Annotated in this window: 15 protein-coding genes; 4 read left to right on the top strand and 11 right to left on the bottom strand. The window is 58.2% G+C overall.

Annotated elements, in window-relative coordinates; translation table 11 throughout:
• Positions 1–243 precede the first annotated feature (243 nt).
• The gene (locus NW856_RS08030) at positions 244–678 is read left to right on the top strand and encodes a DUF29 domain-containing protein (RefSeq protein WP_414399767.1); all 435 of its coding nucleotides are present in this window, start codon (positions 244–246) and stop codon (positions 676–678) included.
• A gap of 158 nt (positions 679–836) precedes the next feature.
• Here the strand turns inward: NW856_RS08030 and NW856_RS08025 are convergent, their stop codons facing one another.
• From NW856_RS08025 to purB, 7 genes are all read right to left on the bottom strand, one after another.
• The gene (locus NW856_RS08025) at positions 837–2,204 is read right to left on the bottom strand and encodes an FAD-binding oxidoreductase (protein ID WP_414399766.1); all 1,368 of its coding nucleotides are present in this window, start codon (positions 2,202–2,204) and stop codon (positions 837–839) included.
• A gap of 112 nt (positions 2,205–2,316) precedes the next feature.
• On the bottom strand, positions 2,317–3,114 hold the full coding sequence (pstB, locus tag NW856_RS08020; protein WP_011433507.1) for a phosphate ABC transporter ATP-binding protein PstB: 798 nt from the start codon (positions 3,112–3,114) through the stop codon (positions 2,317–2,319).
• Between the two features lie 70 nt (positions 3,115–3,184).
• A complete protein-coding gene (pstA, locus tag NW856_RS08015; RefSeq protein ID WP_414399765.1) occupies positions 3,185–4,078 on the bottom strand; it encodes a phosphate ABC transporter permease PstA in 894 nt (297 codons plus the stop codon).
• Positions 4,079–4,116: 38 nt separating this feature from the next.
• Positions 4,117–5,100 (bottom strand): phosphate ABC transporter permease subunit PstC, encoded by a 984-nt coding sequence (gene pstC, locus NW856_RS08010; RefSeq protein WP_414399764.1) that lies wholly within the window; start codon positions 5,098–5,100, stop codon positions 4,117–4,119.
• A 148-nt stretch (positions 5,101–5,248) separates the two neighbouring features.
• The gene (gene pstS, locus NW856_RS08005; RefSeq protein WP_099835878.1) at positions 5,249–6,310 is read right to left on the bottom strand and encodes a phosphate ABC transporter substrate-binding protein PstS; all 1,062 of its coding nucleotides are present in this window, start codon (positions 6,308–6,310) and stop codon (positions 5,249–5,251) included.
• Positions 6,311–6,827: 517 nt separating this feature from the next.
• Positions 6,828–7,808, bottom strand: coding sequence for an aspartate carbamoyltransferase catalytic subunit (locus NW856_RS08000; RefSeq protein WP_414399763.1), 981 nt, complete (start codon positions 7,806–7,808; stop codon positions 6,828–6,830).
• Between the two features lie 10 nt (positions 7,809–7,818).
• The gene (gene purB, locus NW856_RS07995) at positions 7,819–9,114 is read right to left on the bottom strand and encodes an adenylosuccinate lyase (RefSeq protein ID WP_414399762.1); all 1,296 of its coding nucleotides are present in this window, start codon (positions 9,112–9,114) and stop codon (positions 7,819–7,821) included.
• A 133-nt stretch (positions 9,115–9,247) separates the two neighbouring features.
• Here purB and NW856_RS07990 point away from each other — a divergent pair, with 133 nt between their 5' ends.
• On the top strand, positions 9,248–9,829 hold the full coding sequence (locus NW856_RS07990) for a Uma2 family endonuclease (protein WP_011430559.1): 582 nt from the start codon (positions 9,248–9,250) through the stop codon (positions 9,827–9,829).
• Between the two features lie 291 nt (positions 9,830–10,120).
• Positions 10,121–10,570: a tetratricopeptide repeat protein gene (locus NW856_RS07985; protein ID WP_414399761.1), complete on the top strand. Its 450-nt coding sequence runs from the start codon at positions 10,121–10,123 to the stop codon at positions 10,568–10,570.
• Here NW856_RS07985 and lipB read toward each other — a convergent pair.
• On the bottom strand, positions 10,567–11,328 hold the full coding sequence (gene lipB, locus NW856_RS07980; protein WP_414381798.1) for a lipoyl(octanoyl) transferase LipB: 762 nt from the start codon (positions 11,326–11,328) through the stop codon (positions 10,567–10,569). The two genes, NW856_RS07985 and lipB, sit on opposite strands and share 4 nt — an antisense overlap.
• Before the next feature lie 76 nt (positions 11,329–11,404).
• Positions 11,405–11,737, bottom strand: a complete 333-nt coding sequence (gene trxA, locus NW856_RS07975; protein WP_414330952.1) for a thioredoxin — start codon at positions 11,735–11,737, stop codon at positions 11,405–11,407.
• 227 nt (positions 11,738–11,964) lie between these two features.
• Between trxA and NW856_RS07970 the strand changes: the two genes are divergently transcribed.
• On the top strand, positions 11,965–13,224 hold the full coding sequence (locus tag NW856_RS07970) for a hypothetical protein (RefSeq protein ID WP_414399760.1): 1,260 nt from the start codon (positions 11,965–11,967) through the stop codon (positions 13,222–13,224).
• Here the strand turns inward: NW856_RS07970 and NW856_RS07965 are convergent.
• Both NW856_RS07965 and NW856_RS07960 read right to left on the bottom strand, forming a co-directional pair.
• Complete coding sequence (locus NW856_RS07965; protein WP_414399759.1) at positions 13,202–15,016, bottom strand: SulP family inorganic anion transporter; 1,815 nt, start codon at positions 15,014–15,016, stop codon at positions 13,202–13,204. The genes NW856_RS07970 and NW856_RS07965 overlap by 23 nt on opposite strands.
• The coding region (locus tag NW856_RS07960; RefSeq protein WP_414399758.1) for a rhodanese-like domain-containing protein at positions 15,013–15,424 on the bottom strand (412 nt) is incomplete at its 5' end. The genes NW856_RS07965 and NW856_RS07960, both read right to left, overlap by 4 nt.

Here is a 15,424-nt window from a genome sequence, read left to right as displayed (position 1 = left end):
CGCCAGCGGGACGGAGTCCTTGAAAAGCCTTCCGGCTCGGTGCACTTTAAGTGTGGGTGCAGTGTCCTGCTTTAAATCGAAATGACTATAGAAAGAGTTGCCTGGATAAGGTTTGTCACCAGAGGACTCTGCTCCCAGACGGTTGAGAACTCAGGTGTTACAGGTTTTATTGTAGTAAACTCAAGAAGGACGTAGTCTGGATTTCATAATTATCGCGACCCTATTTTTCAGCAGGACAAAGCTATGAGCAATCTATACTCGACAGACTTTAACTTGTGGATTGACCGAACAACCCGGCTATTGCGGGAAAGGCGCTGGCATGAAATTGACCTAACACACTTAATTGAAGAGGTTGAGAATTTGGGTAAGAGCGAACGACGAGGGATTACCAGTCAATTAACTCGCCTTCTGCTGCATCTGCTCAAGTGGCAGTATCAACCCCAGCGCCGTTCAGATAGCTGGCTAGATTCCATTACAGATGCGCGAACCCAAATCGGATTGGCCATAGAAGATAGCCCTAGCCTAAAAGGTTATCTGGTAGAGCAACTTGAAGAGAGTTATCAACGGGCGCGCCGCCAAGCAGCCAGGCAAACGGGGATAGAAATCTCGACATTTCCAGATGTCTGTCCCTACTCTCCAGAGTTGGTGCTTGCGGAGGACTGGCTGGCGGAAGTTTGACAGTCCACACCATAAAGCATTTAACGGTGGACAGCATTCCCACAGTACTGACTGTAGAGCTTTGGACTGGTGTTGTCCTGCCCAGACAATCCATCAGGGATTAAACATGGGCAATACAGATAGACCAAGGCCAATTGCTGTGCTACTGTTGCTATTCCTCAAGCAGAGGCGCGCTCCTGCCAGGTGCGCATCTTGCCCGGATTGAGCAGGCCATAGGGATCCACTTCTTCTTTAAAACGAATCTGGCGCGGATCCATCACTTTGCGCCCGCCGTCTTCGATGATGAAAGTGTGGGGGTTGGCAATAAATACTCCCTGCTCTTCGTGGTAGCGCATGATCTCGTTTAGACGCTCTTCGGTGGTAAAGCGGACAATTTGCAGGCCGACAGGGGTAGCTTGCCCGTTGATGCGAATCCACTCCAGGTGCATCAGCACTTCGTCGCCAAAATACTCGTACATGTGCTGCACCAGCTTCAGCTCCCGATCGGCGGGAAAAGCCGATTGTAAATAAGTCAGGCTGGGATCCACGCTGCGGCAGTGCAAAGTGGTGTGGTTCCAAGAAAATTCCCCCAGCGAGATCCCTTTGGCGGCCTCTTGGGCAGTTTTGTTGTAAACCACTTGGCCCCCATGTTCCCGGACAAGCTCCAACAGCGGCTCCACACTGCATTCGGCCACCATCAACAGGGCCACAGCGGATCCCTCTGGCAGATAGCCCCGCAGCGGCGCAAAGTAGCTGGGGATCGGCCAAGCGTGCAGGCTGATCATCTTCTTGATGATCCCATCCGCATCGCCCAGGGCCTGGCCAAAATGGGCACAGGGCATAAACCCTCCTGCGGGGGGAAAAGCCACCACCAGCTCTGCCCAAGGATAAGCAGGCGCCAGCGGGATCTCCACCTCGGTGATGATCCCATTCAGGCCCCAGGCATGGCTTACTTTGAATACCTCATCTCCCCGCAGCTCCAGCACCCGGGGCTCTTCCTCCAGGGTGACCACCCGCAGCCCCAAGATGTTGCCCCGATCCCGCAGTTGGCCGTAGGTCACAGAGCCAATGCCACCACTGCCGCCGGCAATGAACCCCCCGATGGTGGCCGTGCGATAGGTGGAAGGAGCCATGCGGATCTCCCAGCCCATCTCCCGGGTGTGTTTGTCGATGGCCATCAACTTGGCCCCCGCCTGCACCCGCGCCAAGCCCGGCTTTGCCCAAAGCACCTGGTTGAGCTTGCCCATGTCCAGGATCACACCCCCGGCCAGCGGGATACATTGGCCGTAATTACCGGTACCGGCACCGCGCACCGTAACCGGGATCCGCAGCCTGGCACAGGCCGCTGCCACCCGCATCACCTCGGCCTCATCGGCGGGGCGCACCACCAAATCTCCCCGCTTGTCGCTCAGTTGTCGGCTCAGCACGGGGCTGTAGTGGTAAAAATCCAACGACAACTTGGCCACCTGAGCCGGATCAGTGATGATCTCAATACCCTCTAAGTCAGAACGCAAAGCCTGCAGCTTGTCAGGAGCGGCAACGATCATGGGTATCCGTATTTGGGTGCAACGGTTCTTCAGACTCCATCATCGGCAGAAATTGCCTGCAAAAGGGTTTGCCGAGAACAGTATGGGAAGGATCCCTGTCCGGCCAGGTCGATTAGCCGAAGCGGCCCTCCACATAATCTCTTGTGGCTTGCTTGGTGGGGCTGTTGAAGATGACTTCAGTTCTGTCAAATTCAATCAGCTCGCCCACACGGTTGGATCCCACCAGCTCCACACTGAAGAAAGCCGTCATATCCGAGACGCGGCTGGCCTGCTGCATGTTGTGGGTGACGATGATGATGGTATATTCCTCCTCCAGCTCCTTCATCAGCTCTTCGATACGGCGGGTGGAAATGGGATCCAGTGCCGAACAGGGCTCATCCATCAAAATCACATCCGGCTGTACCGCCAGAGCGCGGGCAATACACAAGCGCTGCTGCTGCCCTCCCGACAGCGACTGACCATTTTCTTTCAACTTGTCTTTGACTTCATCCCAGAGGGCAGCCCGTTTCAGCGAGGTTTCCACCACCTCGTCCAAGTCTACCTTCATCCCCAGCACCCGCGGGCCGTAGGCCACGTTGTCGTAAATGCTTTTGGGGAAGGGATTGGGTCTTTGGAAGACCATGCCGATACGCCGCCGCACCGCCACCGGATCGACCTCTTTGGCGTAGAGATCCTTGCCGTGGTAGGTGAGCTTGCCCTCTACACGAGCACCGGGGATCAAATCGTTGGTGCGGTTGAAGCAACGTAGGATCGTGCTTTTGCCACAGCCGGAAGGGCCGATAAACGCAGTAATCTGTCGGGCTGGGATGTCCAGAGTAACATTTTTTACCGCCAGATTGGAGCCATAGTAGACATTCAGGTTCTCGGTCCTGAAAACGTAAGAGGTCTGGTTAAGAGATTGAGTTTGCATGGCAGCACTCACAAAAAGAGCTAGAGTTCGACGAAGAGTTCGATTCAAGACTTTGTTGAGAATCCTCAGGCTATTTCCTGGTCTTGTACACCAAAAAGCGAGCGGTCAAGCTGGCCGCCAAAACAATGGCTAACAAAACCAAAGCGCCCGCCCAAGCCAGCTCCTGCTGCACCCTGTAGGGAATGATGGAGAAAAAGTAGACCATCACCGGCAAGGTAGCCACCGGGCCAAAGAGATCAGTAGACCAGAAATTGTTGTTGAAGGCGGTAAAGAGCAGAGGTGCAGCCTCGCCTGCCGCTCGGGCCAAAGCCAGGATTAGCCCGGTTACGATGGCCGGTGCCGCTGCCGGCAAAACAACGCGCATTGTGGTCTGAAAGCGATTTGAGCCCAGGCCAAGGGAAGCCAAGCGCATGTCGGGCGAAACCAGCAGCAACGCCTCCTCGGTGGAGCGGATGACAATCGGCAGCATCAGCACGCCAAAAGCTACCCCTCCCGAGAAAGCCGAAAAGCCGGATCCCCTCACCACCACAGCATAGGCAAACAGGCCGCAGAGAATGGCCGGTACCCCCGTGAGCACATTGCAGGAAAACTTAACCAGATAAGCCAAGCGGGTGCCGCGACCGAATTCAGACAAGTACACTGCCGCCAAGATGCCGAAGGGAAAGCTCAAAGCCGCCCCCGTAGCCAGCACCATTAAATTGCCGACAATTGCGTGACCAAAGCCCCCTTCCGCCAGGCCAGGGGCAGGGTAGCGGGTCTGGGTGAGGACATCCCAATTTATCCGCTGGATGCCTTCCTTGCCCACATCCCACAGCACCCAAGATAGGGAAGCTATGATCACCGCCACAAAGAGGCCACTCAGCAGGGTTAGGACAATGCCTGTGTAATTGCGGACAGGGGCAATGGCGGCACGAGTAATGTCGATGTCAACCTTCTCAGGGGCAAGCTGTGCTGAGTCGGACATGATAACAGTGCTCCTTTATCTTCTTTCTGCTTCCCAAGTTACTGCTCCAAGTTTTGAAACTTGCGGATGATGATCTCGGCAACAATGTTGACCAATAACGTCAGCACCATCAGCACCACGCCGGCATACATGAGAGCCGAAACCTGCAAGCGTCCTGCCTCGCCAAACTGAGAGGCAATCAAGCCAGTGATGGTGGATCCCGGCTGCATTAGGGAGATATTGATGCGGTTGGCGTTGCCGGAAAGCATGGCCGCTACCATGGTCTCTCCCAGGGCCCGTCCCAGCGCCAGCATGATCGAGCTGACAATGCCCGACAGGCCGGCAGGGATCATCACCGTTAAGAGGGTCTCCCAGCGGGTTGCCCCCAGAGCCAAAGCGCCCTCTTTTAGGCTGCGTGGTAGAGATTCAAAGGTACTGCGGGTAATGGAGATGATGATGGGAGAGATCATGATCCCCAGCACCACAGCCACTATCAACAAGCTGGGCCCCCGCGGAGCCGGGCCACCCAAGAAAGGGATCCAACCCAGCGTCTGGTTAATGGCTCGAAAGATGGGCCGCACTGCTGGAATCAGCACAAAGATCCCCCATAGCCCCAGCACCACACTGGGAATGGCCACGATCAGCTCAACGGCAAAGCCAATCGGCGCCGTTACCCACTTGGGGGCAAAACCTTCCGTCAAAAAAATGGCAGTGCCAATGCCCAGAGGGATGGCAAAAATCAAAGCCACCAGAGAGGTTACCAAACTGCCATAAATCTGTGGTAGCACCCCGTAGATGTTTTCCACCGGGTTCCAGCGGGCAGTAACCAGGAAGCCCAAGCCAAACTGCTGAATCGCCGGCAGAGCCGCTTCGGTGGTTTGAAGAATCACCCAGATGAGGATAATGCCGGCAAACCCTGCCAAGGCCAGCGTCAGGCGGACAAAGCCCACATCAACAGCCCGAGACAGGCTCGCCTTTTTCTCAATGTCAACATCGATATCCGGGTTTGGTGGTGAACCATAACCCGTAGCCGCTGAAGTCATAGCCTCTCTCCCATGATCATCTTCGGTTCAAAATCTTTCCTAAAAATCCCACCGTGCAAGGTAAGCCCAGCAGCCGACCGAGAAAGCCTCATCTGCCTCCTCAGCCGGCCACCAGCTCCACTCTAGTGGAGTTCAGGCTGCAACCCAGTCATCGCACCGCATTGGGGTTAACGGTGATGGCATCCAGCTCTGCAAAGATCCGCTGGATAGCCGCCTCAGGCATAGGGATGTAGTCCAGCTCCTTGGTGATGGCTTGACCCTCTGGCCCCTGGGTCCACTTCAGAGCCTCCACCAGCTTGGTCAGCTTCTGCTGATCGGGATACTCGCGGTACAGCATCACCCAGAACAAGCCCACGATTGGGTAGTCATTTGGCCCTTCAGGGTCGGGCACCAACAGCGCAAAGTCATCAGGAATGGGAGCATCCAGCGCCGAGGTAGCTGCCTCAGTCGAGAACTCAACAATGTTGCCCGCTTTGTTTTCCAAGCGAGCAGTGGCCATCTTTTCCAGCTTGGCATAGGACTGGTTCACGTAGCCAATTGCCCCTGGCTCCTGCTTGATAGTGGCGGCTACGCCCTCATTCCCTTGGGCTCCAATGCCAACAGGCCACTCGACAGAAGTACCAGCACCGGCTGTCCAATTAGGGCAGACAGTTCTGATGTGGTTGGTGAACACAAAGGTAGTCCCAGAACCATCAGAGCGGTGTACCCAGGTGATGTCCAGGGGTGGCAGCTTGTTTGCTATACCTGGGTTCTCGGCCTTGATGCGAATGTCGTCCCAGCGAGTGATCTCGCCGGTCACGATGCCGCAGTAGGTTTTCCGCTTCAGGATGAGCTCTCCGTCTTCAATGCCGGGCAGGTTATAGGCAAACTCGATGGCCCCTCCCGCCAGAGGCAACTGTAGGGGATCATAGCCGTATTTAGCTCGGAAGCTTTCCAGGCGAGCACCGGAGAAAGGCGCCTCGGAAGCGCCGAAGTCCACAGTGCCATTGATCACCTGCTCTAGGCCAGCACCACTACCGACAGACTGATAGCTGACTTGCACAGTGGGGTCTACGGTGCGGTTGTAGGCGTCAAACCAACGTTGCAGCAAAGGAGCCGCAAAGGTCGCGCCCGCCCCGGAGATTTGCACGGTTTGGGCTTGAGCCGAGGTCGCTGTTAGAAATCCTACTGTTAGAGCGGTGAGGGAGAAAGCAGAAAGCAGGGTTCGCATAGGTAATATCTGTGGCAAATCAACATCTTCAACCCTATAACCTCAAAGTTAACGGAGGGATATCTAAAGGTTAACTTTGGGTTAAGTCAAGAGAAAAATCGATATTTTTGAGTGTGCTGGCTCGTTTCCAAACCTCGATTTTCCATCTGGTGGTTTTGGCCAGTTTGGATTTCAGCAAAATCAGGATCCTGGAGCCCAGGATCCGCGAAAAGGCTTATACTGCTGAACTTCTATCTCATTTGACAACCAATCAAACGGACACAACTTGAATAAGAGCTAAGCTTAGACGGCTGCAAAAAAACTCGATCCAGATCCAAGATGTGTAAAATTTGAGACAAAGATGTTGCTCACCTCTCGGCAAGCTTGGACATGATTTCAGCAGGGCGGGAAAAGCTCTGGCCAGAGCTTCTTCCGACTTTTGACAGTTTTGACAGAGAGAATTAGCTAGGAGATGGACTTCAACACTCCAGACGTGGGGCAGCTCTACATGTTCCCCGAGCAGAGAAAGATCTGGGCTCTAAGCTGGGATCCGCCCGCCCCCCATGAGGTACAGCAGGGCCATGCGCACCGCCACGCCGTGGGTGACCTGCTGCTCAATCAGGTTCAAGCCGGGATCCTCCATCACCTCGGAGCTGAGTTCCACACCGCGATTGACCGGGCCGGGGTGTAAAACCCTCACCTCTGGGTGGCACAGGCGCAGCCGCTGCCGCGTGAGGCCGAAAAGGTGGTGGTATTCCTGCAGGCTGGGGAGAAGGAACTCGCCCATGCGCTCCTGTTGCAGGCGTAGGGTGATAACAAAACGCGCCCCTTCGAGGGCAGGCTCTAGCTGCCAATGGATAGGGAGCGTGTGGCCGGGTACAAACTGGGCAAAATCTTTGGGCAATAGGGTGGGAGGGCCGGCTAAGTGAACCTCAGCTCCGGCGGCCACCAGGGCGTAGATATCGGAGCGGGCCACTCGCGAGTGGAGAATATCGCCGACAATGGCGATTTTGATCCCTTGCAGCAACTCCAGGCGGGGACGCCGGGGATCCAGATGGCTGCAGAGGGTAAACAAATCCAGCAAACCTTGGGTGGGATGTTCGTGCAGTCCATCCCCGGCATTGAGAACGCCCACAGGGGATCCGCGGCGGTCGATCTCGGCAGCCAACTGCTGCGGCACCCCTGCCTGGGCATGGCGAACGATCAAGAGATCGGATCCCATGGCCAGAAAGGTGCGGGCCGTATCCAAAAGCGTCTCCCCTTTGCTCAAGGAAGAGGTGCCTGGGGAAAAGTTGAGCACATCGGCCGAAAGGCGCTTGGCCGCCAGCTCAAAACTGGTACGGGTGCGGGTGGAAGGCTCGAAGAACAGCGTCACCACCACCTTCCCCTGCAAGGTGGGCACCTTGGGCAACCGCCGCGTCAACACCTCCTGGAAACTGGCGCTGGTCTGCAAAACCATCTGGTATTCTTCGGGAGTAAAATCCGCCAAGCCCAAGACGTGCTGCCGCTGCCAAACCATAGGGGATCCCTCAAATGCCCAAGCGGGCAAAGATCTCGTCCAAATGGGTTAGGTGGCGCCGCGGATCAAAACAAGCCTGCAGTTCTGCCTCGCTGAGGTGAGCCATCACCCGGGGATCCGCCAGCAGATTGGCGCGGAAATCCCCGCCGGGCTGGTTCCAGGCGCGGTGAGCATTTTCCTGCACCAGGCGGTAGGCTTCCTCGCGGCTAAGGCCCTTCTCCACCAAAGCCAGCAGCACCTGCTGGCTGAAGATGACGCCGCCGTAGAGGTTGAGGTTGCGCTCCATGTTGCGAGCGTGAACCTGCAGCTGGCCCACCAGCTCCGCCATGTTCACCAACAGATAGTGGCAGAGGATGGAGGCATCCGGCAGGATGACCCGCTCTACGGAGCTGTGGGAGATGTCCCGCTCATGCCAAAGGGGAATGTTTTCTAGGGCCGAGACGGCATACCCGCGCAGGAGACGGGCCAGCCCCGTCAGTTGTTCCGCCTTGATGGGGTTGCGCTTGTGGGGCATAGCAGAGGATCCCTTTTGGCCGGGGGCAAAGTACTCCTCAGCCTCCAGTACCTCTGTTCGCTGCAGGTGGCGGATTTCAGTAGCAAAGCGCTCTAGGGAAGAGCCAATCAAAGCCAAGGTTTGCACGTATTCAGCGTGGCGATCCCGCGAGATTACCTGTGTCGAGGCTGTATCGGGCTTCAGGCCCAGGCGAGCGCAGGCCAACTGCTCCACCTGGGGAGGCACGTTGGCGTAGGTGCCCACGGCGCCAGAGATCTTGCCCACCGCCACCACTTCCCGCAGGCGAGCTAGGCGCTCTTGGTGGCGCAGGCATTCTGCTAGCCACCCTGCCAGCTTAAAGCCAAAGGTAATCGGCTCGGCGTGAACACCGTGGGTGCGGCCGATCATGAGGGTGTAGCGGTGCTGCCGAGCTTGGTCGCGGATAGCAGCGATGAGGTCGGCCAGGCGGGCTTGCAAGATCTCCACCGAGGCCACAAGCTGCAGGGCCAGGGCCGTATCCAACACATCCGAGCTGGTCAGGCCCAGGTGGATGTAGCGCCCTGCCTCGCCCACGTGCTCGTTGAGGTTGGTTAAGAAGGCAATAACATCGTGCTTCACTTCCGCCTCAATTTCCAAAACCCGCGCCGGGTCAAAGGCGGCTTTGGCTCTGATCTCCTGCAGGGCTTCTTGCGGGATCCGCCCCAGCTCCGCTTGCGCTTCACAGACAGCCAGCTCCACCTGCAGCCAGGTCTGGAGCTTGTGGGCAGTGGACCAAATCTGGCCCATTTCGGGCAGAGTGTAGCGCTCGATCAAGGTGCCTTTTCCGTCGGTACAGTAGGATGAGCTAGGCTATTTTAGCCTTTGGCGTCCCCCCTCGAGGAAAAGCCGCTGGGGGATCCCTGCGGGCTTGGCTTGCGGTGTCGAAGGAGCAGCAAGGAGTTTGCAGATGACCGTCGGAGCTGTGCCAACTCAGGGAAAAAGAGCTTGGACAGCCGAAGAATTCATGGCGTTGTCCAGGGAGGGACATCGCTACGAGATTGTTGATGGGAAGCCAATTGATATGGGAAGCGCGGGGGCACTCCATGGTTATGTCTGCAGCCTCCTATTGGCAGCTTTGACCCCCTACGTTTTGTCCAACAAGCTGGGGATCGTTTTAGATTCCAGCACTGCTTTTAAGATGAAGAGTGGAAATTGGCGCTCCCCTGACATCTCTTTTTTTGCTAAAGAACGCTTGCAGGGCATGGCTGAACTGCCCACAGGATTTTTGGAAGGCGCTCCAGATCTGGCTGTTGAAGTGCTTTCCCCCCGCAATACGGTTGAAGAAATTCATGACAAGCTGGTGGAGTACTTTGAAAATGGCAGCCGCCTGGTTTGGCTGGTTCACCCCAGCGAGCACTACGTCCTGGTGTATCGCAGCTCTCAAGAGCCTGACCGCCTCCTGAAATCGGTTGATCTTCTAGAAGGTGAAGAGGTTATTCCAGGATTTGCCCTGCCGGTGGCTCATCTATTCCAGAAGCTTTCCTTGTAACATCCCCCCGCCCTCACTCTAGCCAATAGAGCTTGGGCCTCCCAACCTTGCCATTGGGCATTCCTGCCCCGCGTCACAGAACGACTTGGCAGAGGAGTCGGTATCTCGACCCTGACTTTCCCGCCAGAGCGCGGAACTTGTAGCTCCCCGCACCCCTTGCAAGTTAAGTGCAGGGGGTTGCCCCTCTCGCCGACGGTCTATATTGAACTAGTTCGGGATCCGAAGAGGACGTCACTAGCGGTGCGGAGCACAATCAAGTGTCGATGGGGAAGGATAGCTCTGATAGGTTTCTTGGCAGCATTCCTCGCTCCTGCCCCTGCCATCTCTTTGCCTGCCTTCCCACCTCCTCCTGAGAAGACCTCGGCCCCAAACACCGCTTCCGAGTTCAACTGGCAGGGATCCCTCAAGTTGCTGCGGGGGGATCCCGTGGCTGCCCTGTCGGATCTGGATCGGGCGGTGCAGTTGGATCCCACCTATGCGCCGGCCTATGTGAACCGCAGCTACGTCTACAACCAGTTGCGCCAGCCCCAAGAGGCGTTGGCCGATGCGGAGCGGGCCATCCAGTTGGATCCGCGAATTCCAGAAGCCTACTTCAGCCGCGGCGTGGCCCACCTGCAACTGGGGGATCGAGAAGCCGCCATGGCCGACTTTCGCCAGGCCTTGGCTCTCTTTTCCAAGAGCGGCAACTTTGCCAACCAGGCCAGCCTGCAGCAACTGCTGCGCCAGTTGGGGGTGGATTAGCCTTGAGTCTTTAGAGACTTGCGTTCTCCCAACCACTCTGATAAGGAAACTTCCTGAGCTTGCAGCCCAAAGACCTGACAAAAGGACTTCACCACCACCGGGGCCACTGCCGCCATCGTTACTCGGGGACAAAACTGAACCAGGGATCCCACCGGGCGATCAGGGATCCCACAGGGCACGATGGCCTCGAAGGCAGCTAGATCCGGGCAGACGTTGAGGGCAAAGCCGTGGTAGGTCACCCAGCGGGAGACCTTGATGCCGATGGCCGCCACTTTGCGCCCCTCCACCCAAACCCCTGTGAGGCCAGGGATCCGCTCCCCCCGCAGGCCAAAGTGGGCCACAGTTTCAATAAGCACCTGCTCCAGTTGGCGCAGGTACCAGTGGAGATCCAGACGGTGGCGCCTGAGGTTGAGGATCGCATAACCAACCCACTGGCCTGGCCCGTGGTAAGTGACTTCGCCGCCGCGCTCTACCCGCAGGATTTCTGGCCCTTGTCCAGAGAGGAATTCTGGGCGGGCAGCTGGGGATCCTATCTGTCCAGCCAAGCTCTTGAGGAACTTGGGATCCGCCCCTGCCCCCAGGGTGTAGACCGGCGGGTGGGTGAGCAGTAGGAGCCCATCTGGCAGCTGCGGATTGCAGATCAGGCGAGCCACCCTGGCTTGCTGCCAAGCCCAAGCGGTGCGATAGGGCACCTCTCCCGCCAGGTGAACCTCCAGAGGCGGAGATCCCAAAGAGCGCTCAAACACCTGCGAGGACATCTCAAAGGCGGTTTTGCTGGAGAGCTCGCTGTGCCACCAGAAGATGACCAAAAGACCCCATCCCAGCAACGTCCACCTAGCCTACCGGCAGGTTGACCTGCGCCCGCAACCGCTCCAACAAGGCGCGAGGCTGCAACAGCCCCTCGATACGGTCAACCGGCTTCCCGTCTTTGAAGAGGATGAGGGTTGGCACGGCGTAGATACCCCAGCGGGCAGCAATATTGGGGTACTTTTCTGTGTCAATCTTTACGAAAGAGATGGCGTCACCCACCTGCGGCTTCACCTGCTCCAGCACCTGGGCCATCACCTGACAGGGACCACACCAAGTGGCGTAAAAATCCACCAGGATGGGGGTTTTGGATCCCTGAATCATGTCGTCAAAGCTTTTGAATTGCTGTTTGTGCGCCATAGGAAACTCCCAGAGTGTTCTGAAAAGCCTGAGATGAAATCTATTTGTAAGCTAACTGTTTGAGATTAAAAATTGGTGTGGAGATCTCGCCGCAGCCTGCTTCGGTTTCCCGGTAGGATGGCTAGGGTTTGGGAGAAGAGCTAGAGCGTACCCGTAGTCTAGGGTGTTGTGGTGGACAAAGGGGCAGACTTTAGCAGGGTTTAAGGACTTGGAGGAGTGGGATCCCGATGGCAACAAGCAGCAGCATGGTGAATCGTGGCGTGTTGGCCACAGTGCTGGCCGGGGTAGGACTCAGCCTATGGGGGGCTTGGCGTTGGCTGTGGGATCCCTGGGGCTGGGCTCAGGTAGTGGCCGGGTTGCTGCTGAGTTTGGGCAGCTTGCTCTACTGGCTCAAGACCCGCCCCGCCGATCACCTGGTGGTGGAGCCCCAAGGCTGGCGCATCAGCCGCCACACCCCCGAGCACTGGGTCATTCAAGCGGAGTTCGTGGCCCGCAACCTCAACCCCCTCTTTGAGGTCACCTTGGCCCAGGTGGAGCCGCGACTGCATTTGCTCAGCGCCGGATCCCTAGAAGGCATTCACACCCGCCTACGCCTGCGCTCTCGCCATCCGGATCTTCCCGCCCGGCAAGACAACTACTGGCAGGCCTACATCATCACCCCCGAGAACCAGACTGGCCTAGAGGTTGAGATCGAGCTGAAGGGGGAAGGGCTGGCCCATTTGCGCTCTGCCTGGCTGGAGTTGGACTACATCCAGTACGGGCGGCAGCGGCGCACCCTCAAGACCAGCCATCTCATCCTGCCGTTGCAGGAGGTGGAGCCCTTGCCAGAGCTGAACTGGCAGCAGCAGGGATCCCTCCTTTGGGCCGCCGTTCCCACCCATCTGCTGACCCCCAGCGATGACTTGGCCGAGGTGCTACGGCGGTATGTAGGCCCTCACATCCAGCCCGGCGATATGGTGGCCATCTCGGAAAGCGCCGTGGCTATTGTCCAGGGCAACTTCCGCCATCCCCTGCAGGTGCAGCCCGGCTGGCTGGCCCACACCCTGTGCTACTTCTTCCCCTCCAAGACCAGTCTTTCAAGCTGCTACGGGATGCAGACTTTGATCGACTGCTCCGGGGCCTGGCGGGTGGTGTGGGCTTTTGTGGTGGGATCCCTGGCCAAACTGCTGGGGATCCCGGGGGTCTTTTATGCCCTGGCGGGGGAGCAGGCCGATCTCATCGACGACGTTACTGGCACCCTGCCTCCCTATGACCAGTTCATCGTGCTGGGGCCGCGGGATCCGGCCAAGTTGGTGGGGGATCTGCATCGGCAGACGGGCTACGAAGTGGCCATCGTGGATGCCAACGATCTGGGGCAGGTCAAGATCCTGGCAGCCAGCCCCGGCGTAGAGCGGGAGCTGGTGGAGCAAGCCCTGGGCAAGAACCCCGCCGGCAATGCCGCTGAACAAACCCCCCTTGTGCTGATCAGGAAGATGACACCTGACTGAGGCTCTGCTGGGATCCGAGGGCTTGCATCGCCTGGTGAGTGGAGAGGAAGAAGCGCTCAGCGCCCACTTTCTCCACAAACCCAGCCTTTTGGAGGCGATCCATTACCGGCCCCTTCACCTCGGCCATGGCAAAGCCCACCCCTGCCTGCTGCAAACGTTCCACCAACTGGGTCAGCACTTCCAAAGCGCTGCCGTCGATGAAGTTGATGGCGCTGGCAACGAGCAGCACCTGCTCCACTGTGGGTCGCGCCGCCACCTCTCGCAGCAGATACTCCTGCAAGTAGGCTGCGTTGGCAAAAAACAGGCTCTCGTCCACCCGCACTGCCAAGATACGGGGATCGGTAATCACCTCATGGCGCTGCACGTTGCGGTAGTGCTCCGTACCGGGCACCTGACCCACGATGGCAATGTGAGGACGGCTAGCCCGCCAAAGAAAGAGCAGGATGGAGACTAACACCCCTATTCCGATCCCCTGCTCCACTCCGATCCCCAGCACACTGGCAAAGGTTACCAACCAAACCAGGGCATCGCCACGGTCGTAGCGCCAGCTTTGCAGCAGGGGGTGAAAATCCACCAGGGCCAGCACCGCCACCAGAACAATGGCCGCCAGGGTGGTCTGGGGCAAGAAGGTGAACAGGGGCATCAGCCAGATGACCGTCAAAGCCACCAACAGGCCGGTGATCAGGGAGGCCAGGCCACTGTTGGCGCCTGCTTGAAAGTTCACCACCGACCGGCTGATGCCTCCCGTTACCGGATAGCCGCCACTGCAGGCTGCTGCCAAGTTGGCTGCCCCCAAAGCCACCAGATCTTGGTTGGGATCCACCTTCTGCCGCCGCTGGCTGGCCAAGGACTGCCCCACAGCATAGCTTTCCGTGAAGCCCACCAAGCTGATGGCCAAGGCGGTGGGCAGAAGCGCTGTCCACTGTCCCCAGCTCAACGAGGGAAAGCCCAAGGGGGGCAACCCGGAAGGAATGGAGCCAACAACGGATACCCCTGCCCTCTCCGAGAGGTTTAGGCCCCAGACCAACAGGCCGGTCACGAGCACAGCCGCTAGCGGTGCCCCCTTGGTCAAAATCAAGGCCCAACCTGGAGGCACACCCCAACGCCGCAGTTGGTGGGGCAACTTTCGCTGAGCGTACACCAGCAGGGATACGGCCAGCAGCCCTAGGCCAAAGGTTGCCCAGTTCACCTTGTCCAGGCTTTGCCACAGCCGCTGCACCAACAGCAAGAAGGACTCCGTGTTGGCAATCTTGACCCCCAGGAGGTGGCGGAGCTGGCTGAAGCCGATGATCAAGGCCGCCGCGCTGCCAAAGGCAGTCACCACCGTGTGGCTTAAGAAATTGGCCAAAAACCCCAGCCGCAACAACCCCATCGCCCCTTGAATCAAACCCACTTCCAAGGCCAGGCCTAAAGCCAACTGCCCGTACTCTGGGCTGCCCGGCAAGGACTCCGTCCCGCTGACGCGACCGGCCAGCGGCTCCAACCCCGCCGCCACCAAGAGGGAGATGATGGCCACTGGCCCTACCGCCAAGGCGCGGCTGGATCCCAGTAGCCCATAGACGATCACCGGCAAAATGCTGGCGTATAGGCCCACCTGGGGAGGCAACCCCGCCAACAGGGCATAGGCCATGCTCTGGGGCACCAACAGAATGGCCACCACAAGGCCGGCGATCAGATCTCCCGGCAAATCTGATCGTTGATAGTGGAAGACCCAAAGGGACTCCTTAGCAAAGGGCAGGTACCGCGCCAGGATCCCTTGCCCCGAAGAGGAAGTAGAAGGGATCCCACTCATAGCGCCTGACCTCGGTTCCAGGGCATGCGAGCCAAGAGCAGAGCCATGCCACAGGTGTTGGTGATCCCGGCAAACACCAGCCCGGCGCCCACAAAGCCACTCAGCAGCAGCCACCAGGGGTTGACAAAGGCCCCCAGAAGGGTTCCGGTGAGCACCAGGGATCCCGCTGCAATCTGCACCTGCCGCATGATGGAGATGGGCGCATTTTGGGTGCGGGTAACGGGCAGCTTGGCCGCTTTCCAAGCCTCGATCCCGCCCTTGAGGCTAATGACCTCCGGCCAGCCGCGGTCTAGCAACTGACAACCGGCGCGGATGGAGCGGCTGCCCATGCGGCAGTGCAACACCACCGGCTTCTCTGGCGTGGAAGCAGGCACTTTGGCCGGGTCAAAGGTAGATAGGGGCATGTTG

The organism is Synechococcus sp. R3-13 (genome assembly GCF_047462195.1).
GTDB lineage: Bacteria > Cyanobacteriota > Cyanobacteriia > Thermostichales > Thermostichaceae > Thermostichus.
The sequence above is the reverse complement of the archived record's forward strand: the minus strand, read 5'-3'. Positions and strand labels throughout refer to the sequence as shown.

Coding starts and splice junctions, on each gene's coding strand:
- NW856_RS07965 (WP_414399759.1), bottom strand. CDS start 15,016: ATGAGTGGGATCCCTTCTACTTCCTCTTCGGGGCAAGGGATCCTGGCG.
- pstS (WP_099835878.1), bottom strand. CDS start 6,310: ATGCGAACCCTGCTTTCTGCTTTCTCCCTCACCGCTCTAACAGTAGGA.
- NW856_RS07970 (WP_414399760.1), top strand. CDS start 11,965: ATGGCAACAAGCAGCAGCATGGTGAATCGTGGCGTGTTGGCCACAGTG.
- pstB (WP_011433507.1), bottom strand. CDS start 3,114: ATGCAAACTCAATCTCTTAACCAGACCTCTTACGTTTTCAGGACCGAG.
- pstC (WP_414399764.1), bottom strand. CDS start 5,100: ATGACTTCAGCGGCTACGGGTTATGGTTCACCACCAAACCCGGATATC.
- pstA (WP_414399765.1), bottom strand. CDS start 4,078: ATGTCCGACTCAGCACAGCTTGCCCCTGAGAAGGTTGACATCGACATT.
- lipB (WP_414381798.1), bottom strand. CDS start 11,328: ATGTCCTCGCAGGTGTTTGAGCGCTCTTTGGGATCTCCGCCTCTGGAG.
- NW856_RS08025 (WP_414399766.1), bottom strand. CDS start 2,204: ATGATCGTTGCCGCTCCTGACAAGCTGCAGGCTTTGCGTTCTGACTTA.
- trxA (WP_414330952.1), bottom strand. CDS start 11,737: ATGGCGCACAAACAGCAATTCAAAAGCTTTGACGACATGATTCAGGGA.
- NW856_RS08030 (WP_414399767.1), top strand. CDS start 244: ATGAGCAATCTATACTCGACAGACTTTAACTTGTGGATTGACCGAACA.
- NW856_RS07990 (WP_011430559.1), top strand. CDS start 9,248: ATGACCGTCGGAGCTGTGCCAACTCAGGGAAAAAGAGCTTGGACAGCC.
- NW856_RS08000 (WP_414399763.1), bottom strand. CDS start 7,808: ATGGTTTGGCAGCGGCAGCACGTCTTGGGCTTGGCGGATTTTACTCCC.